Raw genomic sequence first — 23,990 nt, 5'->3', positions numbered from 1 at the left:
GGGTGTCCTGCCGGGACGTGCTGCGGCCGACGGCAGGCCGCCGGCCGCGGTGCTACTTCCCACTGTCTCCCGGCGATGGCCCCGCCGCCACCGAAGTCGCGCCATTCCCGGCCCGATTGGGGGTGTTTCCGGCCGGACGGCACGGACCGGGCACTACCGGGCGGAGGCGTCCTGGGCCGAGGCTTCTGCATCGGAGGCCTTTGCGTCGGAGGCTTCCGCGCCGGGGGTTTCCGTGGCGGCGGCGATCTCGCCGGCGCCGTCCGCCGTACGCTCCGGGAGCTCCGCCGCCAGAGCTGCCGCCGCCTGGACGAGCGGCAGCGCCAGCAGCGCCCCCGCGCCCTCGCCCACCGTCACGCCGTGGTCGAGCAGCGGGGTCAGCGCCATCCGGTCCAGCGCCTTCGCCTGGGCCGGTTCACCGCTGACCTGGCCGGCCAGCCAGGAATCGGGGGCGCGGAAGGCGGCCCGCTGGCCCACCAGCGCGCACGCGGCCGCGACCACCCCGTCGAGGATCACCGGCAGCCGCCGGACCGAGCACTGGAGCAGGAACCCGGTCATCGCGGCCAGATCCGCGCCGCCGACCGCGGCGAGCAGCTCCAGCTGGTCGCCGAGGACCGGCCGGGCCCGGCGCAGCGCGTCCCGGACCGCCGCGCACTTGCGCATCCAGCCCAGATCGTCGATGACCGCTCCACCGCGCCCGGTGACGACCGAGGCGTCCGTGCCGCAGAGCGCGGCGATCAGCGTGGACGCGGCCGTGGTGCCGCCGACGCTCAGATCGCCCAGCACGACCAGGTCGGTGCCCGAGTCGGCCTCCTCGTCCGCGATGGCCATGCCGAGACGTACGGCCTGCTCGGCCTCTTCGACGGTGAGGGCGTCCTCGACGTCGATCCGCCCGGTGCCGCGCCGGACCCGGTGCCGTACGACCTCGTCGGGCAGCAGCGCCGGGTCGCAGTCCAGACCGGCGTCGATGATCCGTACCGGCAGCCCGAGCCGGCGGGCCAGCACCGCGACCGGGCTCTCCCCGTCGAGCACGGCCCGCACCAGTACATGCGCGCTCTTGGCGGGCCGAGCCGACACATCGAGTTCGGCCACACCGTGATCGCCCGCGAAGAGCACCACGCGCACGTTGTCGACCGGCCTGACCGGTACCGCGGACTGCGCTGCCGAGAGCCACTCACCCAGCTCGTCGAGCCGGCCCAGCGCGCCGGGCGGGACGGCCAGCCGCTCCCGGCGTTCCTCGGCTTCGCGCCGTACGCCGCTGTCGGAACGTTCGATCAGATCGGAGAAGTCGTCGAGATTCAGCGCGCTCATTCGCCGAACAGTACCGGCACCTTTCCCGCGGGACGCCGCGCGGCCCGTACCTCCTGCCGATACGTCGATCCGTGCGCCGGATCGCCCGCATCGCCCCGTCGAGGAGCACGGTCAGCCGCGCAGCACGACCGCCTGCCCTGCGACGACCAGGAGAACGTGCTCGCACTCGGCGGCGAAGGCCGCGTTCAGCCGCCCGAGTTCGTCCCGGAAGCGCCGCCCCGACGCGGTCGCCGGCACCACACCCGAGCCCACCTCGTTGCTGACCGTGACGACCATGCGCCGGGTGGCCCTGACCGCGGCGACCAGCTCGCTCACCCGCTCGTGCAGCGCCCGTTCGCCGCCGTCCGCCCACCGCTCGTCCTCCCAGGCGCCCACCCGGTCCATCGCGTCGGTCAGCCACAGGGACAGGCAGTCGATCAGCAGCGGGGGCCCGTCGTGCTCCGCCAGCAGCGGCAGCAGGTCGCAGGTCTCCTCGGTCCGCCAGGAGCCCGGTCTGCGCTCGCGGTGCAGCCCCACCCGGGACGCCCACTCGGCGTCCCCGTCGCGGCTGCCGCCCGTCGCGACGTACACGACCCCCGGGAACCCCTCCAGACGCCGTTCGGCTTCCACGGACTTCCCCGAGCGGGCCCCGCCGAGCACCAGCGTGCGGCGCGGCAGGTCGGGCACCGCGTGGTACTCGCCGACGATCAGCGTCGTCCCGTCCGGTACCGCCCGCGCCCCCGCGGCGGCCAGCCGTCTCGCCAGCTCAGGACCCGGCGGCACCTCGTGGCCGAGGTGGACGGCGAGCACATCGGTGGTGGCACCGACGGCCCCGGCCGACCGCAGCCTGGCCAGGGCGTCCGGGCGTCCGACGACATCGGCCAGCACCATCTCGTACGGAGCCCGGCCGTCGTCGGGGAATCCCGCGGGTGAGGCGCCCGGCGGCAGGTACAGCAGCCGCTCGCCCTCCGGCGACGTCACCTCGTACCCGGTGCCGGGGGAGTCCATCGCGACCGCCCGTACCCGGTGCCCGCTGATCAGCGTCAGCACGCGTCCGTCGGCCACCCGGCCGGCCTGCGGCAGCCCGGCCGGCAGCTCCACCGGGGGCCCGTTGTGCGGATGGGTGAGCAGCACCTGGCGTACGCCGGCCAGCGAGTGCCCGGCGCGTGCGGCGGCCATGGCGGCCCCCGGAGTGAGGTCGAGCAGCAGTACGCCGTCGACGAGCAGCGCGGTCGCCGCCCGAGCCCGCTCGCCCCGGGCGGCCGCACAGACGGCGCAGGGACAGTCGGGACGGGGCAGCCCGTCGGGGGCACCGGTGCCGAGGAGAGTGAGTTCCACAGGAAGATCCTCCCGCGCGGCCGCTCGCGGTGCTCGCCCGGCTACGCTGCCAGCAGCTGTTGAACCCGCCGGGGAGACCCGTACGGGATCCCGGCCGGCCGAAGACAGCGTGGCATCCAGTGGCATCCAGGAGGCGGACATGGCATGGACGTGGCGGTTCGAGAAGTCCGACGGTACGGAGACCCAGCCGGCGGTGGCGCCCGATGAGTTCACCACGCAGGGCGACGCGGAGTCCTGGGTCGGCGAGGTGTGGAAGGAGCTCGCCGACGGCGGCGCCGACCAGGTGACGCTCTTCGAGGACGCGACCAAGATCTACGGCCCGATGAGCCTGCACCCGCAGGAGACGGCGGACGGCGCGGACGCGGCCGGTCCGGCGGCCTGAGACCCCCGTTCCGGCAGCGGTGAGGGGCGGCGCCCGCACGGGCACCGCCCCTCACCGCTGCGTGGACGCGCGACTTCGCGGACCCGGTCTACATCGTGCCGAGCGTGACCTCGGCCGTCTTCGCGCTGCCGTCCCGCTCGTAGCCGACCTTGACCTTCTGCCCCGGCTTGTACGAAGCCAGCACCTCGGAGAGCGCCGTCAGCGACTTGACCTGAGTGGCGGCCACCCGGGTGACGATGTCCCCGGTCTTCAGCCCGGCGGCGCCCGCAGCGCCGCCCTTCGTGAGGGAGACCACCGCGACCCCCGCGGGCTGGAAATTGGCGCCCACGACGGTGCGCCCGGTGATCCCCAGGGCGGCCCGGCCCGAGTTGGTGACCTTGCCGTCCTTGATGATCTGGCCCGCGATGTTGGTCACCATCGAGGCCGGGATGGCGAAGCCGATGCCGGGTGCGGCGCCGCTGCCCAGCTGCGGATCGGTCGCCGCCAGCGTGGGGATGCCGATGACCTTCCCGTCCAGGCCGACCAGTGCGCCCCCGCTGTTGCCGGGGTTGATCGCGGCCGAGGTCTGCACCATGTTCCCGATGGTGGCCCCGGTGCCGCCGCCGGAGCTGCCCTCGCTGACGGTGCGTCCGGTGGCGGAGACGATCCCCTGGGTGACGCTGCTGGAGAGCCCGAGGGGCGAGCCCAGCGCGAGCACGATCTTCCCCATGTCGACCTTGGACGACTGGCTGAAGGAGGCGGCCTTCAGCCCGGACGGCACCTTGTCCAGCTTGATGACCGCCAGATCCTGTGCGGGGTAGCTGGAGACGAGCCGGGCGTGCAGCTGGCCGCCGCCGGTGGCCGATGTGACCTTGAACTGCTTGGCCTTGCCGACCACATGGGCGTTGGTGACGATGTCGCCCTTGCTGTCGTAGACGATGCCCGAGCCGAGGTCGTTGCCCGACTCGATCTGGACGACCGAGGGCAGGACGTTCTTGATCACCTGCTCGTAGTTGCTCTGCAGGGCGTCCCCGCCGTCGGTGGCGGCGGGGTCGGCAGCCACCGACGGGGACGCCGAAGGACCGTGGCCGGCGGCGGGGCCTGTCGAGGAACCGGAACCTGAGCAGCCGCCGACCAGGGCGACGCCACAGATTCCTGCGGTCAGCGGCAGCAGCAACCGGTGCGCACGGCTACGGAAACGGCCACGGGTACGGGAGGAATCCATGTCCGTAGTGTCGCTTTTGCCAGGTGGGGTCTGCCTGCGGTGCGCCGCCGATCAGGGGAATCCCCGGAGGGCGGAGCCGGAAGCGGGCCCGGGCGGGCGTCAGCCCCGTACACCGCACAGATGCAGCAGCGCCGCCACGTTCTTGTACGGCTCGGTGCGCCCGGCACGGTCCTCGGCAGCCAGCAGCTGGTCCAGCTCGTGGGCGGACGGCAGCTCCTCGTCATTGCCCACGTTGTCCGTGAAGACCCGGACCCCGTACCAGGCATGGAGGGGGGCGGCGATACCGGCCAGGGTGGCGGTGACCGCTTCGAGCCGGTCGGCGCGGGCCTTCAGGCCCAGCCGGTTGGTGTACGTGTCGCTGTCGAAGGCGGCCAGTGCGCCGGGCCAGTCACCGGCCATCCCCGGCCGCATGGCGAGCGCGTCGGCGTTCCGCACGAGCAGCGAGAGCAAGCCGCCGGGTGCCAGCATCCGGGCGAGACCGGCCAGCATCGCGTCCGGCTCATCGGCGTACATCAGGACGCCGTGACAGAGCACCACGTCGAAACTGCCGGGCAGGAAGTGCGCACCGGTCTCCCGGCCGTCCCCGTCCAGCAGCCGCATCCGCGCGCGAATGCCCTCCGGCTCGGTGGCCAGCGCGTCACGGGCCACCTTGAGCATCGCGGGGTCGGACTCCAGGCCGGTCAGCGTGTGCCCGGCACGGGCCAGCCGCAGGGCCTGGGTGCCCTGCCCCGTACCGACGTCGAGGATCCGCAGCCGCTGCCCCACCGGGAAACGCGCTGCGAGCTGCTCGTCGAGCTGACGCGCGACGAGCTCCTGGCGAACGGTGTTGCGGAGCCCTCCCAGGCCCTTCAGCCATGCGGCCGAAGCGCCGTCGAACCCCGAGACGCCCGTGCTCAGGGCCGCTCTCCGCGCTTGACCTGCGGCTTCGGCAGACGCATCCGGCGCATCTGGAGCGTGCGCATCAGACCGTAGGCCAGGGCGCCGCCCTTGGGCTGGTCCGGGAAGCGCTCGTTCATCTGCTTCCTCATCCGGAACCAGACTCCGGCCGAGTCGATGATGATCAGCACGATCACGATGAGCCAGAGCAGCAGCGCGATGCTCTGGATGCCGGGCACCTGGATGACGCTCAGTACCAGGATGACCACGGCGAGCGGCAGGAAGAACTCGGCGAGGCACCAGCGCGAGTCCACGTAGTCCCGCGCGAAGCGGCGGACCGGGCCCTTGTCCCGGGCCGGCAGATAACGCTCGTCGCCGCTGGCGAGAGCCTCACGCTGCTTGGCCATGTCCGCACGGCGGGCCTCGCGCTGACGCTTGGACGCCTCCTTGCGGTCGGTCGTGGGAGTGACCGCGCGGCGTCGCTGGGACTGCGCCTCATTCCGCTTGGGGGTGGGGCGACCTTTGGGAGCCTGCGGGTCGCGGGGCTGCTTGGAGAGGTCCGGCGTCACCTTGGAGGTGCGGACCTTCTCTTCATTGGCGCGGCTTCGGAACACAAAACCCAAGGGTACGGGGTGCCGTGCGGGGCGCCAGGACCGAGGGGGAACGATCGCGCAACGGTCTGCCCGGCCGGGAGCTCCCTGCGCTGGTTCCGCCGGTTCTGCGGGGCTTTCCCCGAGGTGTCCCTACTCCCTGCGCGGGAGCGGAATCGCCTCACCTCGTCCTGGAGGAGGAGCGCATCCGCTCGCGAACAGTGCGGTAATGGATGCAGGGCCCGTAGTGTGGGTTCAAGTGCTGGAGCTGAAGTCCGTCAGAAGGGGGCGCGCGAAGCCCATGAGCGGTGTCATGAAGCGTATGGGAATGATCTTCCGCGCGAAGGCCAACAAGGCCCTGGACCGGGCCGAGGATCCGCGCGAGACCCTCGATTACTCGTACCAGAAGCAGCTCGAACTGCTTCAGAAGGTACGCCGCGGGGTCGCCGATGTGGCTACCTCGCGCAAGCGTCTCGAACTGCAGCTGAACCAGCTGCAGGGACAGTCCACCAAGCTGGAGGACCAGGGACGCAAGGCCCTCGCGCTGGGCCGTGAGGACCTGGCCCGGGAGGCGCTGTCGCGCCGTGCCGCGTTGCAGCAGCAGGTCACCGACCTGGAGACGCAGCACCAGACGCTGCAGGGCGAGGAGGAGAAGCTCACTCTCGCCGCTCAGCGTCTGCAGGCCAAGGTCGACGCCTTCCGTACGAAGAAGGAGACCATCAAGGCCACCTACACGGCGGCCCAGGCGCAGACCCGGATCGCCGAGTCCTTCTCGGGTATCTCCGAGGAGATGGGCGATGTCGGCCAGGCCATCGCACGGGCCGAGGACAAGACCGCCCAGCTGCAGGCCAGGGCGGGTGCGATCGACGAACTGCTCGCCTCGGGTGCCCTGGACGACCAGTCCGGCATGGGGAAGGACGACATCTCCGCCGAGCTGGACCGGATCTCCGGTGGTACGGATGTGGAGCTGGAACTGCAGCGCATGAAGGCCGAGCTGGCCGGCGGGTCCTCCGCTTCCCAGCAGGCCATCGAAGGCAGTGAGCCGCAGGACAGGCCCCATCCGAATCTGGACAAGCAGTAGGGACGCGTCATGATCGTACGGATCATGGGTGAAGGCCAGATGGAGCTGGCCGACAGCCACCTCACGGAGCTCAACAAGCTGGACGACGAGCTGCTCGTCGAGGTGCAGGGCGGCGACGAAGCAGGTTTCCGTCGCACACTCCACGCCCTGCTCGACAAGGTCAGGGACCTGGGAACGCCGCTCCCCGACGACTCCCTGGCACCGTCGGAGCTGATCCTGCCGCCCGCCGAAGCGACTCTGGCGGACGTCAGGGACATGCTCAACGACGACGGTCTGATCCCGGGCTGAGCCACCCGGGCCGCCGCTGGGCGGCCCGCCCGGACGACTCCGGCGACGTACTGTCCGGCGCCCCGTCCCGTCCTGCCCCCTCCGGCCGAGGGGACGGAACAGGGCGGGGCGCCGTGCTGTCGGCGGACGTGCTGCCCCCGTGCGGTGCGGTGCGGTGCGGGGAGAACACCGCGCGGAAACGCAGTGCAGTACCGGGGCGCCGGCCGAGCGGCCGGACCAGGTTGCGGCACGCCGTACCGTTGCTGGACGTGACCCCACCGTCGAAAGCCGCCACCCGCTACGCCCGGGCCAGCGGCTGGCTGCGCGCCCATCCGACGGCGCTCGACGCCGTGCTGGCCCTGGCGGTGCTCGTCTGCATGATCACCGGTTCGTTCGCCTCGGCGGGCGGCCCCGACGGCCCGACCTTCGGCACCCGGAGCCCCGAGCTGCGCAGCGTCATCCTGATGCTGGTCGGCGCCGCCGCTCTGGTGCTGCGGCGCCGCAGTCCGATGCCCGTGCTCGCGGTGACCGGCGCGGTCACCATGGTCGAGCTGATCGCGGGGGAGCCGCCCGCGCCGGTGGCGATGAGCGCGGTCATCGCGCTCTACACGGTCGCCTCCCGCACTGACCGCCCCACCACCTGGCGGGTCGGGCTGCTCACGATGGCCGTGCTGACGGCATCGGCGATGTGCTTCAGCCGGACCCCCTGGTACTCGCAGGAGAACCTCGGGATCTTCGCGTGGACCGGAATGGCGTCGGCGGCGGGCGACGCCGTACGCAGCCGCCGCGCCTTTGTCGACGCCATCCGGGAGCGGGCCGAGCGGGCGGAGCGCACCCGCGACGAGGAGGCCAGGCGCCGGGTCGCCGAGGAGCGGCTGCGGATCGCCCGCGACCTCCACGATGTCGTCGCCCACCACATCGCCCTGGTCAACGTCCAGGCAGGGGTGGCGGCCCATGTCATGGACAAGCGCCCCGACCAGGCCAAGGAGGCGCTGGCGCACGTACGGGAGGCCAGTCGCTCCGCGCTCAACGAACTGCGCGCCACCGTCGGCCTGCTGCGCCAGTCCGGCGACCCCGAGGCACCCACCGAACCGGCGCCGGGCCTCGCGGTGCTCGACGACCTGGTCGACACCTTCCGCAACGCCGGACTCCCGGTGGAGGTGGCCTGCAGCCACGAGCAGACCGCCATGCCCGCCGCCGTCGACCTGGCCGCGTACCGGATCATCCAGGAGGCGCTGACCAATGTGCGCAAGCACGCGGGGCCCGGCGCGCGGGCCGAGGTCAGCGTGGTGCGGGTGGGACCCGCCCTGGAGGTCACCGTCCTCGACGACGGCGCGGGCCGGGGCGCGGAGTCCGGGCCGGAGAGCGCCGGGTACGGCGCGTCGGCGGACGGCGGGGGCCACGGCCTGACCGGGATGCGCGAGCGGGCGGCCGCGCTGCGGGGTTCCTGCTCGGCGGGGCCCCGCTACGGCGGCGGCTTCCGCGTACAGGCGATACTGCCGGTCACGGCCGGAGCGGGGGAGGACGTATGACGATCAGGGTGTTGCTCGCCGACGACCAGACGCTGCTGCGCAGCGCGTTCCGGGTGCTGGTGGACTCGGAGCCCGACATGGAGGTCGTCGGGGAGGCGGCGGACGGCGCGCAGGCAGTGGCCCTCGCCCGCTCCGAGGCCCCCGATGTCGTCCTGATGGACATCCGGATGCCCGGCACGGACGGACTCGCCGCCACCCGCATGATCAGCACCGACCCCGAACTCACCGCGGTGCACGTGGTGATGCTCACGACCTTCGAGGTGGACGAGTACGTGGTCCAGTCCCTGCGGGCCGGTGCGTCCGGGTTCCTCGGCAAGGGCGCGGAGCCGGAGGAGCTGCTCAACGCCATCCGTATCGCGGCGGCGGGGGAGGCGCTGCTCTCCCCGGTCGCCACCAAGGGGCTCATCGCGCGTTTCCTTGCCCAGGGCGGCAGTTCGGACGGATCGGACCCCGAGGCGTACGCGGGACGGCTCGCCGCGCTCACCGTCCGCGAGCGTGAAGTCCTCGTCCAGGTCGGCGGCGGCCACTCCAACGACGAGATCGCCGAGCGGCTGTCCGTCAGCCCGCTCACCGTCAAGACACATGTGAACCGGGCGATGGCGAAGCTGGGGGCCCGCGACCGGGCCCAATTGGTGGTAATCGCCTACGAATCGGGCCTGGTCCACCCAAGGGCGTAGCGGCCGCCTACTCCAGCTGCGGTATGCGCCGGATAAGTAGGGCACCTGGGAGCGACGAATCCGGCCTGCCGGATGGCTGAAGGTAGACGTGGGTCACACGTGCCCCCCTCATACCCCGCCGTACGTTCAGTCATTCCTCCGGCTCCACCTGCCTCGCACGCCACAGAAGAGAGACCCCATGTCCTGGCTGTCCAGATTCAGCCTCGCGCAACGGGCCCTGATCGGGCTGATATCGATCGTCGCCGTCGTCTTCGGTGCGATCGCGATACCGCAGCTCAAGCAGCAGCTGCTGCCCACCATCGAACTGCCGATGGTGTCGGTGCTCGCCCCGTACCAGGGCGCGTCCCCCGACGTGGTCGAGAAGCAGGTCGTCGAGCCGCTCGAAGACACCATCAAGGCCGTCGACGGCATCAAGGGCGTGACCTCCACGGCGAGTGAGGGCAACGCCGTCATCATGGCCCAGTTCGACTACGGCAACGGCACCAAGCAGCTCGTCGCCGATGTCCAGCAGGCCGTGAACCGGGCCCGGGTGAAGATCCCCGACTCGGTCGACCCGCAGGTCGTCGCCGGTTCGACCGACGACATCCCGACGGTCGTCCTCGCCGTCACCTCCAACAAGGACCAGCAGGCCCTCTCCGACCAGCTCAACCGCTCGGTCGTCCCGGTCCTGCAGAACATCGACGGTGTCGGCCAGGTCAGCGTCGACGGCGTGCGGGACCTCCAGGTCACCGTCACCCCCGACTCCCAGAAGCTGGCGGCCGCCGGACTGAACGCGGCGACCCTCAGCCAGGCACTCCAGGCGGGCGGCGCCACCCTCCCGGCCGGTTCGTTCTCCGAGGACGGCAAGAGCCGCACGGTCCAGGTCGGCGGCGGCTACACCTCGCTGAAGCAGATCGAGGACCTGCGCGTCACCGGCCAGCCCGCGCCGGGCGGCGCCTCCGCGGGAGGCAAGGCCCCGAAGCCGGTCCGCCTCGGTGACATCGCCAAGGTCGCCGAGCAGCCCGCGACCCCGGTCTCCATCACCCGTACGAACGGAAAGCCCAGCCTCTCCCTGTCGCTGACGATGGACCAGGACGGCAGCGCCGTCGCCATCTCCGACGCGGTCAAGGACAAGCTCCCCGAGCTCCGCAAGACCCTCGGCTCCGACAGCGACCTGACGGTCATCTTCGACCAGGGCCCGTCCGTCTCGAAGTCGATCTCCGGCCTCACCACCGAGGGCGCGCTCGGCCTCCTCTTCGCCGTGATCGTCATCCTGCTCTTCCTGGCGTCGCTCCGCTCCACCCTGGTCACCGCGCTCTCCATCCCCATCTCGGTGCTCCTGGCGCTGATCGTGCTGTGGACCCGTGACCTCTCGCTCAACATGCTCACCCTCGGCGCGCTCACCATCGCGATCGGCCGGGTGGTCGACGACTCGATCGTCGTCCTGGAGAACATCAAGCGGCATCTGAGCTACGGCGAGGAGCGCCAGGCGGCGATCATCGGCGCGGTCCGGGAGGTCGCGGGCGCGGTCACGTCCTCCACCCTGACGACCGTGGCGGTCTTCCTGCCGATCGGCCTCGTCGGCGGCATGGTGGGCCAGCTCTTCGGCTCGTTCTCCATCACGATCACCGCTGCGCTGCTCGCCTCGCTGCTGGTCTCGCTGACGGTGGTCCCGGTCTTCTCGTACTGGTTCCTGCGCGCGCCCAAGGGCTCGGCCGGTGTCGACCCGCAGGAGCTGCGCCGCAGGGCCGAGGAGAAGGAGGAGCGCGGCCGCCTGCAGCGCTTCTACGTCCCGGTGCTGCGCTTCGCGACCCGGCGCCGTATCACCAGCCTGGTCATCGCGGCCGTGGTGCTCATCGCCACCTTCGGCATGGCCCCGCTGCTCAAGACCAACTTCTTCGACCAGGGCGACCAGGACACCCTCTCGCTCACCCAGAAGCTCGACCCGGGCACCAGCCTGCAGGCCGCCGACACCGCGGCCAAGAAGGTCGAGAAGGTGCTCGACGGCATCGACACGATCAAGAACTACCAGGTCACCGTCGGCTCCTCCGGCTTCGCCGCTGCCTTCGGCGGCGGTACGGGCGCCAACCAGGCCTCGTACCAGGTGACCCTGAAGAACGCGTCGGACTACGACGCGACCCAGGACCGCATCGAGAAGGGCCTCGCCAAGCTGCACGGCATCGGCGACGCCAGCGTCGGCAGCGGCGGCGGCTTCGGCGATCAGGACCTCAGCGTCGTGGTCAAGGCCGGCGACGGCGACACCCTCAAGAAGGCGTCCGAGCAGGTACGGGCCGCGGTGGCCAAGCTCGACCACGTCAAGGACGTGCAGAGCGACCTCTCGCAGAGCGTGCCGCGCATCTCGGTGAAGACCAACGACAAGGCGGCCGCAGCGGGCTTCAACGAGACGACGCTGGGCGCGGCCGTCGGCCAGGCGGTCCAGGGCACCAAGTCGGGCCAGATCATCCTGGACGACAGCGAGCGGGACGTCGTCGTGAAGTCGGCGCAGCCGGCCGCCACCCTCGCCCAGCTGCGGAACCTGAACCTCGGCGCGGTCAAGCTCGGCGACATCGCCACGGTCAAGCTGGTCCCGGGACCGGTCTCGATGACCCGTATCGACGGCGCCCGCGCCGCGACGATCACGGCGAAGCCGACCGGTGACAACACGGGCGCGGTCACCACCGCGCTCCAGTCCAAGATCAACGAGGTCAAGAAGGCGCTGCCCAGCGGTGCGACCGTCGAGATCGGCGGTGTCTCCTCCGACCAGAGCGACGCGTTCAAGAACCTGGCGCTGGCCATGCTGGCCGCCGTCGCGATCGTGTTCATGCTGCTGGTGGCGACGTTCCGCTCGCTGGTCCAGCCGCTGATCCTGCTGGTCTCGATCCCGTTCGCGGCCACCGGAGCCATCGGTCTGCTGCTCGCCACCGGCACCCCGATGGGTGTCCCGGCGATGATCGGCATGCTGATGCTCATCGGCATCGTGGTCACCAACGCGATCGTGCTGATCGACCTGATCAACCAGTACCGCTCGCAGGGCCTCGGCGTGGTCGAGGCGGTCGTGGAGGGCGGCAGGCACCGTCTGCGGCCGATCCTGATGACCGCACTGGCGACGATCTTCGCGCTGCTCCCGATGGCGCTCGGCGTCACCGGCGAGGGCGGGTTCATCTCGCAGCCGCTGGCGGTGGTGGTGATCGGCGGTCTGATCACATCGACGCTGCTGACGCTGCTGCTGGTGCCGACGCTCTACGCGCTGGTGGAGCTCCGCAAGGAGCGCCGGGCGGCGAAGAAGGAGGCCAAGCGCCAGAAGCAGTCGGGCGACGGGACTCCCTCGGGCGCCGACTCGACGTCGGACGAGCCGGAGCCGGCGAACGTCTGACACCCGGCACACGCACGAGCGGGCCCCGCACCGGCATCCGGTGCGGGGCCCGCTCGCGTTGTTCCGTGCTGCGGCCGGTTACCGGGGGATCCGGTGGTCCGGCCGCAGGCGCCGCTACGGCAGCGCCAGCATCCGCTCCAGCGCCAGCTTCGCGTACTTCTCGGTCTCCGGATCGACCTCGATCCGGTTCACCAGATTGCCCTCGGCCAGCGACTCCAGCGTCCACACCAGATGCGGCAGATCGATCCGGTTCATCGTCGAGCAGAAGCACACCGTCTTGTCGAGGAAGACGATCTCCTTGTCCGGGTGCGCGTTGGCCACCCGGCGCACCAGGTTGAGCTCGGTCCCGATCGCCCACTTCGAACCGGCGGGGGCCGCGTCGAGCGCCTTGATGATGTACTCGGTCGAGCCCACCTCGTCCGCGGCCGAGACGACCTCGTGCTTGCACTCGGGGTGGACCAGCACCCGTACACCGGGTATCCGCTCGCGGACGTCGTTCACCGAGTCCAGCGAGAACCGCCCGTGCACCGAGCAGTGCCCGCGCCACAGGATCATCTTCGCGCCACGCAGCTGCTCGGCGGTGAGGCCGCCGTTCGGCTTGTGCGGGTTGTAGAGGACGCAGTCGTCCAGCGACATCCCCAGGTCACGTACGGCGGTGTTGCGGCCCAGGTGCTGGTCGGGGAGGAAGAGGACCTGCTCGCCCTGGTCGAAGGCCCACTCCAGGGCGCGCTTCGCGTTCGACGACGTACAGATGGTGCCGCCGTGCCGGCCGGTGAAGGCCTTGATGTCGGCGGACGAGTTCATGTACGAGACGGGCACCACGCGGTCGGCGACGCCGGCGTCGGTCAGCACGTCCCAGCACTCGGCGACCTGCTCGGCGGTGGCCATGTCGGCCATCGAGCACCCCGCCGCCAGGTCGGGGAGCACGACCTTCTGGTCGCCTGTGGTCAGGATGTCCGCCGACTCGGCCATGAAGTGCACGCCGCAGAAGACGATGTACTCGGCCTCCGGCCTGGCGGCCGCGTCGCGGGCGAGCTTGAAGGAGTCGCCGGTCACGTCGGCGAACTGGATGACCTCGTCGCGCTGGTAGTGGTGGCCGAGCACGAAGACCTTGTCCCCGAGCTTCTCCTTGGCCGCGCGGGCGCGCTCCACCAGGTCCGGGTCGGACGGGGAGGGCAGGTCGCCCGGGCACTCCACACCGCGCTCGCTCTTCGGGTCGGCCTCGCGGCCGAGCAGCAGCAGCGCAAGTGCCGAGGGCTGTACATCGAGATCCTGACGGGGCTGGGCGGTGGTCACGACAGCACCCTTTCTTCTCAAGAAACACGTGCGGCTTGTGCCGCTCCGGTGGAGCCGGTGCGGGCACCGGGGCCTTCTCGTCTAAATGACGTTATCTATCATAGCCGCTTCACGTCAGATTGACGATGCCAATCTCGTCAGTGTGACGTATCCCTGGGCGCCCGGATCTGTGACGTGACGGAAAGGGTGTGCGAGCATGAAGGGGCAAAGAGAAGCGCCAGGCCCCGGAATGAATCCGTGGCCCTGCCGGTTGCAATGGTCGGCAAGCAGTCCGTACTTCCCCTGCCTCGGCGGGGAGACCCCATCCCGGGAGTGAAGCAGATGTCCGTATCGGACGAGAAGACCACGGTGAGCGACGGCATCCTCCTGTCCGACGCCGCCGCGTCCAAGGTCAAGGCCCTGCTCGACCAGGAAGGCCGTGACGACCTCGCGCTCCGCGTCGCCGTCCAGCCCGGCGGCTGCTCGGGCCTCCGCTACCAGCTCTTCTTCGACGAGCGCTCGCTCGACGGCGATGTGGTCAAGGACTTCGGGGGAGTCAAGGTCGTCACCGACCGGATGAGCGCCCCGTACCTGGGCGGCGCCTCCGTCGACTTCGTGGACACCATCGAGAAGCAGGGCTTCACGATCGACAACCCGAACGCCACCGGCTCCTGCGCCTGCGGCGACTCGTTCAGCTGAGCCCTGGCCGAGTTTCTCGGCAAGGCACGCAGAGGCGGCGGTCCCGGACATCCGGGGCCGCCGCCTCTGTCGTCGCCGGCTGTCGTCCCTGCCTGTTTGCGGTACGAGCTGTTTGCGGTACGGGCTGTTCGCGGTACGGGGCCGTCTCACATCCGGGGTACGGGGTCGCCGTTCGCCGCGTTGACGACCTGCCGGCTCCCCAGTGGCTGTTCCAGCACCACCTTCTGCGTCACCGCGCCGATGATGTCGGGGCAGACCGTCCCCGGCTTCGGGCTGGGCGCGCTCAGCGCCAGCCGCACCGTGTCCTTGTTCTCGGTGGTCCGTACGCCGTACCGGCCGCACACCCGGCCCATGATGCGCAGGGTCAGGGTCCGCCCGTCGGCGCGGTAGGCCGTCGGCGTCTGGTCCGAACCGCCGGGACGGTTTCCGTCCGCGGGCGGCTCCGGCTTCGCCAGATAGCGGTCCGCCACCGCCGTCGCGGTGACCGTGGCGGGTCCGGTCGTACCCTCCGGTCGTGTCCCGAACAGCCAGGAGGGGACGAGGATCTGCCGCCCTCCGGCCAGCCGCACCGCGAGCCCCAGCTCCGCGTGGCTCACGGTCACCTGCCGGGACTCGGGCGCCTTCGGCGGAGACGACGGTGCACAGGAAGCGGACGGCGGGGCGCTCGCCCGGCCGGCGGTGGTGCCGGCGCTGCTGCTGGAGGCGCTCTTACCGGTACCGGCGGCCGAGCGCTCGGTGAGCGGCTCCATGGTGGCGCAGCCCCCGCTCCCGGCGCCCGGGGCCCCGGCCGCGGGCGTGTTCAGCCGTTTCAGCGCGTCGGCCGCGCTGATCAGCGGATACTCCGCACCCTTGACGGGAGCCTTCAACGGGCCGCTGCCGCCGGTCAGCCGGCCGTCCGCTCCGACCTGGAGCCCGGTCGTCCAGCCGGACGTGGGCAGCCCGCCGATCTTCGGCTCTGCGTTCACCACCCGCACCGAACCCATCACCCGGCCGGCGTCGAGCTTCGCGTCACTCTCGCCCAGCGCCTTCAGCAGCGGAGCGGCCGCGGCCTTCGCCGCCCGCTCGCTCACGGCCTTCCCACCGCCGGCCGAGGCGGTCCCGCCGGTTGCACACTCTTTCCCCTGCGGGCAGTTGTCGCCGCGGCCGCTGCCGAACCGCGTGTACGTCCAGGTGCCGGGGGCCTGCCGGGCGACCTGGAGCAGCGGGCCCGAACCGTCCTTGGCCGCGCCCACCTTCCAGTCCGTACCCACGAGCCGCGGTGTGCCGGGCACGCCGAGCGCGTCGGCCAGCTTCGCCACGTCGGCGGCGCTGACGGTGCCGTCGGCCCGGTACACCGGAGCCGTCTTCGGCGGGTCCGGGAAGGTCCCTGCGGGGCGGTAGACGGTGCCCCGCGGGTCGGGTTCCCCCGGCGCGATGCCCGGGGAGCCGCTGCTCCGCGCCGACTGGTCCAGCGCGAGGGGAGGCGGGTCCGTGGTGCCGGTGGGGGCGCCGCTGGTCTCCGTGCCGCCGTTGTCGTGGCCGGCCGCGGTCGCCGCCCAGTAGGCCCCGCCGCCTCCGGCCAGCAGCACCGCTGCCGCAACCGAGGTGATGGCGGCGGGGGACCGCCGCCGACGGGGACGCGCCGTGTCGTGCTCGGGTCGCTCGCTGCTCACCGCATGCTCCTTCGACTCCGCTGCCGTCCACTGCCGTGTGGCCGTTCCCCCGTGTGGGGGAACAGGGGTGGGACGGGGCGGGGGAGCGCACGGTTCCCTGTGCTGTCTGTCCTGCTGCTTCGGCTGCCCGCTCAGCGCCGCTCAGGCGCCGTACCCGGACATTCAGTCGCCGTACTCGGACATGGCGTCGATCAGCCGCGCGGAGGCGGGCGGCACGGTGACCCCGTGGATCAGGGACGGGGGTACGGGAGTGGGCGCGGGCGCCACGGGCACCACCCAGTGCGGGGCCATGCGCGCGCAGTCGCCGCGCAGATCGGTCAGGTCGGCTTCGGACTCGGACGGAGCTGCGGGGTGCGGCGCGATGGAGTTCGGCATATCGCCACCGTAGGCACGGGTCGGCCTGCGGAGAAAGACCTACTATCGGGTAGTTTCCTCCCTTCGAGCCGAGAGGCGTGAACCGGTAGCGTGAGGTGTCAGCCTCCCTCCTCCGCATCCGCAGGAGTCCTCGCCGTGCGAATCGCAGTCACCGGCTCCATCGCCACCGACCACCTCATGACCTTCCCCGGCCGCTTCGCCGACCAGTTGGTCGCCGATCAGCTCCACACGGTCTCCCTCTCCTTCCTGGTCGACAACCTCGACGTACGGCGCGGAGGCGTCGGCGCCAACATCTGCTTCGGGATGGGCCAGCTCGGCACGGCCCCGATCCTGGTCGGCGCGGCCGGCTCGGACTTCGAGGAGTACCGCGCCTGGCTCGACCGGAACGGTGTGGACACCGAGTCGGTCCGGATCTCCGAGGTCCTGCACACCGCCCGCTTCGTGTGCACCACGGACGCCGACCACAACCAGATCGGCTCGTTCTACACGGGCGCGATGAGCGAGGCCCGCCTGATCGAGCTCCAGTCGGTCGCCGAGCGCGTCGGCGGTCTCGACCTGGTGCTGATCGGCGCCGACGACCCCGAGGCGATGCTCCGCCACACGGAGGAGTGCCGCACCCGTTCGATCCCGTTCGCTGCCGACTTCTCCCAGCAGATCGCGCGGATGACCGGTGAGGACATCCGTACGCTGCTCGTCGGCGCGACGTACCTCTTCTCCAACGAGTACGAGAAGGGGCTCATCGAGTCCAAGACCGGCTGGACCGAGGAAGAGATCCTCGACCGGGTCGGCCACCGGGTCACCACGCTCGGCGCCCGGGGCGTCCGCATCGACCGCAAGGGCGAGGACCCGATCGTGGTCGGCTGCGCCGAGGAGGAGGCGAAGGTCGACCCGACGGGCGTGGGTGACGCGTTCCGCGCGGGCTTCCTGTCCGGGCTCTCGTGGGGCGTCGGCCTGGAGCGCGCGGCGCAGATCGGCTGCATGCTCGCCACGCTGGTGATCGAGACGCTGGGTACGCAGGAGTACACCCTGGGCCGCACCAACTTCATGGACCGCTTCACCAAGGCGTACGGCCACGACGCGGCGGCAGAGGTCCAGATCCACCTCCCGTAGCCCACCGGCGGCAGGACCGGACCCCTGGGGCGCTTCCGTACGGCCCCGGCGGACCGGCTCACGACACGCGGCGCACCCGGAAGGCGGTCCCCCCGTCGACCGGGTGCGCCCCCTCGTACTCCTGCCCCCGCATCTCACACCACGCGGGCACATCGAGCCGCGCGGCCTCGTCGTCCGAGAGCACCGTCACCACCCCGCCCACCGGCACGTCCCCGATCACCTTGGCCAGCTCGATCACCGGGATCGGGCAGCGCTTCCCGAGCGCGTCCACGACAAGCTCCGCCGCGGGGCCGCCCTCGGGGTCCGGCACAGTCGCCCCCTCCGGCTCCGCCGCCGCTCCCCGCACCGGCCCCTGAGCCGCACCCGCCACCGGACCGTTTCCGGCACCCAGTCGCTCCCGTACGGAACGGACCACGCCCGGCAGCACCTCCAGGAACCGGTCGACCTCCGCCTCGGCCACGCCCAGCGGCAGCGAGACGCGGACGTTCCCCTCCGAGAGCACCCCCATCGCCCGCAACACATGACTGGGCGTCAGCGTGCTGCTGGTGCAGGACGAACCGGATGACACGGAGAAACCGGCCATATCAAGCTCGTGCAGCAGAGTCTCCCCGTCGACATAGAGACATGAGAACGTCACGAGATGCGGCAGCCGTCGCACCGGATCCCCGACCACCTCGACATCCGTCACCAGTTCGCCCACCGAGGCCCTGATCCGGTCCACAAGAGCGCGCAGCCGTACGGATTCGGCCGCCGCCCCGGCCCGCACGGCCCGCAGCGAGGCAGCGGCGGCCACGATCGCCGGGACGTTCTCGAAACCGGCGGCGCGCCCCGACTCCCGCTCGTCCGCCGGGCCTTGAGGGACGAACCTCACACCCTTGCGTACGGCGAGCAGCCCCACCCCGGCCGGCCCGCCCCACTTGTGCGCGCTGGCGGTGAGCAGCGACCAGTCCCCGTCGACCGGCCCCCACCCCAGCGACTGGGCCGCGTCCACCAGCAGCGGCACCCCGGCGGCCCGGCACGCGTCGGCGACCTCGGCTACCGGCTGTTCGGTGCCGGTCTCGTGGTTGGCGGACTGCAGGCAGGCCAGCGCGGTCCGGGCGGTCAGCGCGGCCGCGTACGTCCCCGGGTCCACCGCCCCGGTCCGGCCGACCGGCACTTCGGTCACCGAACCGCCGCCCGCCTCATGGGCCGCCGCCGAATGGAGCACGGAGGAGTGTTCGACCGACGACACCACCAGGTGGCCGCCGACACGCCGACGGCCAGAAAGTGCTCCAGTAATTCCGGAGTGGACCGCCCGAGTGCCGGACGAGCTGAATACGAGCTCGTCCGGGCGGCATCCGACCGCTTCGGCCGCCGCCTCGCGGGCCGCGTCGAGCAGCAGCCGCGCCTTCCGCCCCTCCCGGTACAGCCGGGCGGGATCGGCCCAGCCGTCGTCCATGGAGGCTTGCAAGGCCTGACGTGCGACGGGGTGCAGGGGCGCGGAGGACGCGGCATCGAAGTAGGACACGGCGCCACGCTAGTCTGCGGCTGCGGACGGACCGCCTGCCTCGTCGGGGGAGGGATCGTCAGATCCCCGCCGGAAGCCGGGATTCCACCCCTTCGGGGTGTCGGACGGCGCGTTGGGCACCCTCCCCGCGCGGCCCCAAATGGCCTCCAGTAGGGTTTGGTCCGCATAAACATCCAAACCCCTGCCCGAGCAGGACCGGCGACCGACCTCGATGCGGCCGCAGCCGGCCGCACGGGCGAGACTCTCGGGAAGGCGCTACGTGAGTCCCAACGGCTCCGACCGCTCGTCGCGGCGCCCGATGCGGCGGAAGCTGCCGCAGGTGCTGACTGCGGGCCTGATCCTTGTGACCGCTACCGGTTGCTCGTACAAGGATTTCCCCCGCCTTGGTATGCCCACCCCGGTAACGGAAGAGGCACCTCGGATCCTCTCCCTCTGGCAGGGCTCGTGGGCGGCAGCGCTCGCCACGGGCGTGCTGGTGTGGGGGCTGATCATCTGGAGTGTCATCTTCCACCGGCGTAGCCGGACCAAGGTGGAGGTACCTCCGCAGACCCGGTACAACATGCCGATCGAGGCGTTGTACACCGTGGTTCCTCTGATCATCGTCTCGGTGCTCTTCTACTTCACCGCGCGCGATGAGTCGAAGATCCTCAGTCTTTCGCCGAAGCCCGCCCACACGATCAACGTGGTCGGCTTCCAGTGGAGCTGGGGCTTCAACTACGTGGAGGACGTGGACGGCAACCCCTCCACGGGCAACGCGGCGAAGACCACAGAGCTGTCCGATATCCCGGACCGCTTCACCAAGGATTTCCCCAAGGGAGCCGAAGGCGTCTACGACGTCGGTACGCCGGCCTCCCGGAACCCGCAGACCGGCAACCCGGGGCCGACCCTCTGGCTGCCCAAGGGCGAGAAGGTCCGCTTCGTTCTCACTTCGCGCGACGTCATCCATGACTTCTGGGTGGTGCCGTTCCTCATGAAGATGGACGTTGTCCCGGGCCACACCAACTCCTTCGAGGTGACCCCCAACCAGGAGGGCACCTTCCTGGGCAAGTGCGCTGAGCTGTGCGGCGTAGACCACTCCCGGATGCTCTTCAATGTGAAGGTCGTCTCCCCGGAGCGCTACAAGCAGCACCTCAAGGACCTGGCGGCCAAGCACCAGAACGGCTACATCCCCGCCGGGATCGCGCAGACTGGCCACGCCAAGAACGCGGAGACGAACAACCTGTGAGCATCCTCAACGAACCTCAGGGTGCCGCCGCAGCAGACGACTCCTACGAGAGCGAGCTGCCGGTACGGCGCAAAGAGCCGGGAAACATCGTCATCAAGTGGATGACCACCACTGATCACAAGACGATCGGCACGATGTATCTGGTCACATCGTTCGCCTTCTTCTGCATCGGCGGTGTGCTGGCGCTCGTCATGCGCGCCGAGCTGGCCCGTCCGGGTACGCAGATCGTGTCGAACGAGCAGTTCAACCAGGCGTTCACGATGCACGGCACGATCATGCTGCTGATGTTCGCGACGCCGCTCTTCGCCGGATTCGCGAACTGGATCATGCCGTTGCAGATCGGGGCGCCCGATGTGGCGTTCCCGCGGCTGAACATGTTCGCGTACTGGCTGTACCTCTTCGGCTCGCTCATCGCGGTCGGTGGCTTCATCACCCCGCAGGGCGCGGCCGACTTCGGCTGGTTCGCCTACTCCCCGCTGTCGGACGCCGTCCGGTCGCCGGGTGTCGGCGCCGACATGTGGATCATGGGTCTGGCCTTCTCGGGCTTCGGTACGATCCTCGGTTCGGTCAACTTCATCACCACGATCATCTGCATGCGTGCCCCTGGCATGACGATGTTCCGTATGCCGATCTTCGTGTGGAACGTCCTGCTGACCGGTGTGCTGGTCCTGCTGGCCTTCCCCGTCCTCGCCGCGGCACTCTTCGCGCTGGAGGCGGACCGCAAGTTCGGCGCTCATGTATTCGATGCGTCAAATGGCGGCGCGCTCCTATGGCAACACCTCTTCTGGTTCTTCGGCCATCCAGAGGTGTACATCATCGCGTTGCCATTCTTCGGAATTATTTCCGAAGTGATTCCAGTGTTCTCCAGAAAGCCGATGTTCGGATACATCGGCCTGGTCGCTGCGACGATTTCGATCGCCGGTCTTTCCGTGACGGTGTGGGCCCACCACATGTACGTCACCGGCGGTGTGCTCCTGCCGTTCTTCTCCTTCATGACCTTCCTGATCGCAGTGCCGACCGGTGTGAAGTTCTTCAACTGGATCGGCACGATGTGGAAGGGATCGCTGTCCTTCGAGACACCGATGCTCTGGGCCGTCGGCTTCCTGATCACCTTCACCTTCGGTGGTCTGACCGGCGTCATCCTGGCCTCGCCCCCGATGGACTTCCACGTCTCCGACTCGTACTTCGTGGTCGCGCACTTCCACTACGTCATCTTCGGCACCGTGGTCTTCGCGATGTTCTCCGGATTCCACTTCTGGTGGCCGAAGTTCACCGGCAAGATGCTGGACGAGCGGCTCGGCAAGATCACCTTCTGGACGCTGTTCGTGGGCTTCCACGGCACGTTCCTGGTGCAGCACTGGCTGGGTGTCGAGGGTATGCCGCGTCGTTACGCGGACTACCTCGCCGCTGACGGCTTCACCACGCTGAACACCATCTCGACCATCAGCTCCTTCCTGCTGGGCCTGTCGATCCTGCCGTTCTTCTACAACGTTTGGAAGACCGCCAAGTACGGCAAGAAGGTCGAGGTCGACGACCCGTGGGGCTACGGCCGTTCGCTCGAATGGGCGACGTCCTGCCCGCCGCCCCGGCACAACTTCACGACCCTCCCGAGGATCCGCTCCGAATCCCCGGCGTTCGACCTGCACCACCCGGAGATCGCGGCTCTCGACCAGCTTGAGAACCACGGCGCCGGTGACAAGGTCCTGTCCGGCGGCAAGGAGGCAGGCAAGTGAAGGTCCAAGGCAAGATGTTCATCTGGCTGGCCGTCTTCATCCTCGCCGTGGCGGTCGTCTACGGCGTGTGGTCGAAGGAAGCAGCCGGAACGACGGCCCTCTTCATGGCCTTCGGGCTGAGCATCATGATCGGCTTCTACCTGGCCTTCACGGCCAGGCGGATCGACGCCGGCGCGATGGACAACAAGGAGGCCGACGTCGCGGACGACGCCGGTGAGGTGGGCTTCTTCGCCCCGCACAGCTGGCAGCCGATCTCCCTGGCTGTCGGCGGCGCGCTCGCCTTCCTGGCCATCGCCATGGGCTGGTGGCTGCTGTACTTCTCGGCACCGCTCGTGGTGGTCGGCCTCTGGGGCTGGGTCTTCGAGTTCTACCGCGGAGAGAACCAGAACCAGTAGGGGCTGAACCCCACCGCTGGACCGTATGAGGAGGCCCGGACGCCAATCAGGCGTCCGGGCCTCCTCATTTGCAGTCATCCGGCGTGCCGTTACCAGGGGATCTTCTTAACGTGTGCATATGAGCCATGCACCTCGAATCCGTACGGTCCTGAGCTGCACGCTGCTGGTCGTGTCCCTTGGGGCAGCGGCGACCGCGTGCGGCAGTTCCGGCAGCAATCCGCTCTCGGCCTCGCCGTTCAACGCGGCCGATTCGATCTCCTTCAACGGCCCCAAGGGCGACGGCAAGGCCGACCCCGACAAGCCACTCGAAATCACCTCCAAGGATGACGACGGCCGCATCACTGACGTGACGGCCACCGACAGCACAGGACGCCAGCTGGCAGGCGAACTCTCCGCCGACGGCACCAGGTGGCACAGCACCGCTCCGCTGGCCGCAGGTGTCCACTACACGGTCCGGGTCGCCACTGAGGACGACCAGGGCGCGCCGGGCAACCGGACGATGGCGTTCGACACCAAGCCCGCCTCCAACCGGCTGAACGTCACCTTCGGCCCCAAGGCGGGGGAGTACGGAGTGGGCCAGCCCGTCACCGCCCAACTCAGCGCCCCGGTCAAGGACAAGGCGGCCAGGGCACAGGTCGAGCGCGCCCTGAAGGTCGACTCGGTGCCCGCCGTCGAAGGCGCCTGGTACTGGGTGGACAGCAAGACGCTGCACTACCGGCCGAAGGAGTACTGGCCCGCGCACGCCACGGTCAACGTGCACAGCAACCTCAACGGGATAAAGGTCAGCAAGAAGCTCTACGGCGGCACGGCCAAGCCGCTCAAGCTGAAGACAGGGGACCGCCTGGAGGCGATAACCGACGCCTCGTCCCACGAGATGACGGTCAAGCGCGACGGCCACGTGATCAACACCATCCCGGTGACCACGGGCAAACCGGGCTTCGCCACCCGCAACGGCGTCAAGGTCGTGCTGGGCAAGACGTACTACGTACGGATGACCAGTTCCAGCATCGGGATAGCCGCCGGCAGCTCCGACTCGTACGACCTGCCGGTCTACTACGCGACACAGGTCACACTCAGCGGTGAGTACGTGCACGCCGCGCCCTGGTCCGAGGGCTCGCAGGGGTCCGCCAACACCAGCCACGGCTGCACCGGTATGAGCACCGGCAACGCCGAGTGGTTCTTCAACCACGTGCGCCAGGGCGACGTAGTCTCCGTCGTCGGCAGCGACGGCGACACGATGACGCCCTTCGACAACGGCTACGGGGACTGGAACCTGTCCTGGGCCAAATGGGCCAAGGGCAGCGCCCTGACGAACGGAAAGCCGAACACGGAGACACCCGCGCAGACGGCCCGGCTGCGGCCCGCCGCGCTCTGAACCGCGACCCGCGCCGTGCTTCCGCGGGGGAGGGTCCGGGCCCCCTGTTCAGGACCCG

Annotated in this window: 21 protein-coding genes; 12 read left to right on the top strand and 9 right to left on the bottom strand. The window is 70.2% G+C overall.

Annotation, left to right across the window (positions count from 1 at the left end):
- Positions 1–153: 153 nt before the first annotated feature.
- Both cobT and OHB13_RS08595 read right to left on the bottom strand, forming a co-directional pair.
- Positions 154–1,308, bottom strand: coding sequence for a nicotinate-nucleotide--dimethylbenzimidazole phosphoribosyltransferase (gene cobT / locus OHB13_RS08600; RefSeq protein WP_328376625.1), 1,155 nt, complete (start codon positions 1,306–1,308; stop codon positions 154–156).
- 111 nt (positions 1,309–1,419) lie between these two features.
- Positions 1,420–2,625 (bottom strand): bifunctional adenosylcobinamide kinase/adenosylcobinamide-phosphate guanylyltransferase, encoded by a 1,206-nt coding sequence (locus tag OHB13_RS08595; RefSeq protein WP_328376623.1) that lies wholly within the window; start codon positions 2,623–2,625, stop codon positions 1,420–1,422.
- A gap of 139 nt (positions 2,626–2,764) precedes the next feature.
- Here OHB13_RS08595 and OHB13_RS08590 point away from each other — a divergent pair, with 139 nt between their 5' ends.
- Entirely contained in the window at positions 2,765–3,007 is a 243-nt protein-coding gene (locus OHB13_RS08590; RefSeq protein WP_328376621.1) for a hypothetical protein, read from the top strand.
- 88 nt (positions 3,008–3,095) lie between these two features.
- Here the strand turns inward: OHB13_RS08590 and OHB13_RS08585 are convergent, their stop codons facing one another.
- From OHB13_RS08585 to OHB13_RS08575, 3 genes are all read right to left on the bottom strand, one after another.
- Complete coding sequence (locus tag OHB13_RS08585; protein ID WP_328376619.1) at positions 3,096–4,211, bottom strand: S1C family serine protease; 1,116 nt, start codon at positions 4,209–4,211, stop codon at positions 3,096–3,098.
- A 99-nt stretch (positions 4,212–4,310) separates the two neighbouring features.
- Positions 4,311–5,063 carry a methyltransferase domain-containing protein gene (locus OHB13_RS08580; RefSeq protein ID WP_266861144.1) on the bottom strand — a complete coding sequence of 251 codons (753 nt, stop codon included), beginning with the start codon at positions 5,061–5,063 and terminating at the stop codon, positions 4,311–4,313.
- A 41-nt stretch (positions 5,064–5,104) separates the two neighbouring features.
- On the bottom strand, positions 5,105–5,701 hold the full coding sequence (locus tag OHB13_RS08575; RefSeq protein WP_266857796.1) for a DUF3043 domain-containing protein: 597 nt from the start codon (positions 5,699–5,701) through the stop codon (positions 5,105–5,107).
- A gap of 277 nt (positions 5,702–5,978) precedes the next feature.
- Between OHB13_RS08575 and OHB13_RS08570 the strand changes: the two genes are divergently transcribed.
- The 5 genes from OHB13_RS08570 to OHB13_RS08550 all read left to right on the top strand — a co-directional run bounded on the left by OHB13_RS08570 (position 5,979) and on the right by OHB13_RS08550 (position 12,586).
- Positions 5,979–6,758 (top strand): PspA/IM30 family protein, encoded by a 780-nt coding sequence (locus tag OHB13_RS08570; RefSeq protein WP_371538648.1) that lies wholly within the window; start codon positions 5,979–5,981, stop codon positions 6,756–6,758.
- 9 nt (positions 6,759–6,767) lie between these two features.
- Positions 6,768–7,046, top strand: coding sequence for a PspA-associated protein PspAA (gene pspAA / locus OHB13_RS08565; RefSeq protein WP_266857799.1), 279 nt, complete (start codon positions 6,768–6,770; stop codon positions 7,044–7,046).
- A gap of 248 nt (positions 7,047–7,294) precedes the next feature.
- Complete coding sequence (locus OHB13_RS08560; protein WP_328376616.1) at positions 7,295–8,557, top strand: sensor histidine kinase; 1,263 nt, start codon at positions 7,295–7,297, stop codon at positions 8,555–8,557.
- A complete protein-coding gene (locus OHB13_RS08555; RefSeq protein WP_328325744.1) occupies positions 8,554–9,234 on the top strand; it encodes a response regulator transcription factor in 681 nt (226 codons plus the stop codon). Before OHB13_RS08560 ends, OHB13_RS08555 begins: the two co-directional genes overlap by 4 nt.
- Before the next feature lie 178 nt (positions 9,235–9,412).
- Positions 9,413–12,586, top strand: a complete 3,174-nt coding sequence (locus tag OHB13_RS08550) for an efflux RND transporter permease subunit (protein WP_328376615.1) — start codon at positions 9,413–9,415, stop codon at positions 12,584–12,586.
- Between the two features lie 114 nt (positions 12,587–12,700).
- Here the strand turns inward: OHB13_RS08550 and nadA are convergent, their stop codons facing one another.
- A complete protein-coding gene (nadA, locus tag OHB13_RS08545; RefSeq protein ID WP_328376614.1) occupies positions 12,701–13,882 on the bottom strand; it encodes a quinolinate synthase NadA in 1,182 nt (393 codons plus the stop codon).
- 321 nt (positions 13,883–14,203) lie between these two features.
- On the opposite strand from nadA, the gene OHB13_RS08540 reads away from it, so the two are divergent.
- Complete coding sequence (locus tag OHB13_RS08540) at positions 14,204–14,560, top strand: HesB/IscA family protein (protein ID WP_164264231.1); 357 nt, start codon at positions 14,204–14,206, stop codon at positions 14,558–14,560.
- A 146-nt stretch (positions 14,561–14,706) separates the two neighbouring features.
- Here the strand turns inward: OHB13_RS08540 and OHB13_RS08535 are convergent, their stop codons facing one another.
- Both OHB13_RS08535 and OHB13_RS08530 read right to left on the bottom strand, forming a co-directional pair.
- Positions 14,707–16,212: a hypothetical protein gene (locus OHB13_RS08535; RefSeq protein ID WP_328376612.1), complete on the bottom strand. Its 1,506-nt coding sequence runs from the start codon at positions 16,210–16,212 to the stop codon at positions 14,707–14,709.
- A 162-nt stretch (positions 16,213–16,374) separates the two neighbouring features.
- Positions 16,375–16,587, bottom strand: a complete 213-nt coding sequence (locus tag OHB13_RS08530) for a hypothetical protein (protein WP_266857814.1) — start codon at positions 16,585–16,587, stop codon at positions 16,375–16,377.
- Positions 16,588–16,722: 135 nt separating this feature from the next.
- On the opposite strand from OHB13_RS08530, the gene OHB13_RS08525 reads away from it, so the two are divergent.
- A complete protein-coding gene (locus OHB13_RS08525; protein WP_266857816.1) occupies positions 16,723–17,697 on the top strand; it encodes a carbohydrate kinase family protein in 975 nt (324 codons plus the stop codon).
- A gap of 58 nt (positions 17,698–17,755) precedes the next feature.
- On the opposite strand, the gene OHB13_RS08520 is transcribed toward OHB13_RS08525, so the two are convergent.
- Positions 17,756–19,204 carry a cysteine desulfurase/sulfurtransferase TusA family protein gene (locus OHB13_RS08520; RefSeq protein ID WP_328376611.1) on the bottom strand — a complete coding sequence of 483 codons (1,449 nt, stop codon included), beginning with the start codon at positions 19,202–19,204 and terminating at the stop codon, positions 17,756–17,758.
- 259 nt (positions 19,205–19,463) lie between these two features.
- On the opposite strand from OHB13_RS08520, the gene ctaC reads away from it, so the two are divergent.
- From ctaC to OHB13_RS08500, 4 genes are all read left to right on the top strand, one after another.
- Positions 19,464–20,429: an aa3-type cytochrome oxidase subunit II gene (ctaC, locus tag OHB13_RS08515; RefSeq protein ID WP_266857820.1), complete on the top strand. Its 966-nt coding sequence runs from the start codon at positions 19,464–19,466 to the stop codon at positions 20,427–20,429.
- Complete coding sequence (gene ctaD / locus OHB13_RS08510) at positions 20,426–22,162, top strand: aa3-type cytochrome oxidase subunit I (protein ID WP_164264237.1); 1,737 nt, start codon at positions 20,426–20,428, stop codon at positions 22,160–22,162. Before ctaC ends, ctaD begins: the two co-directional genes overlap by 4 nt.
- Positions 22,159–22,557, top strand: a complete 399-nt coding sequence (locus OHB13_RS08505) for a cytochrome c oxidase subunit 4 (RefSeq protein WP_266857821.1) — start codon at positions 22,159–22,161, stop codon at positions 22,555–22,557. The genes ctaD and OHB13_RS08505 overlap by 4 nt, the downstream gene beginning before the upstream one ends.
- Before the next feature lie 118 nt (positions 22,558–22,675).
- Complete coding sequence (locus OHB13_RS08500; protein WP_328376609.1) at positions 22,676–23,932, top strand: L,D-transpeptidase; 1,257 nt, start codon at positions 22,676–22,678, stop codon at positions 23,930–23,932.
- The last annotated feature ends 58 nt before the right edge of the window (positions 23,933–23,990 follow it).

The sequence above is a fragment of the Streptomyces sp. NBC_00440 genome (assembly GCF_036014215.1).
Lineage (GTDB): Bacteria > Actinomycetota > Actinomycetes > Streptomycetales > Streptomycetaceae > Streptomyces.
The sequence above is the reverse complement of the archived record's forward strand: the minus strand, read 5'-3'. Positions and strand labels throughout refer to the sequence as shown.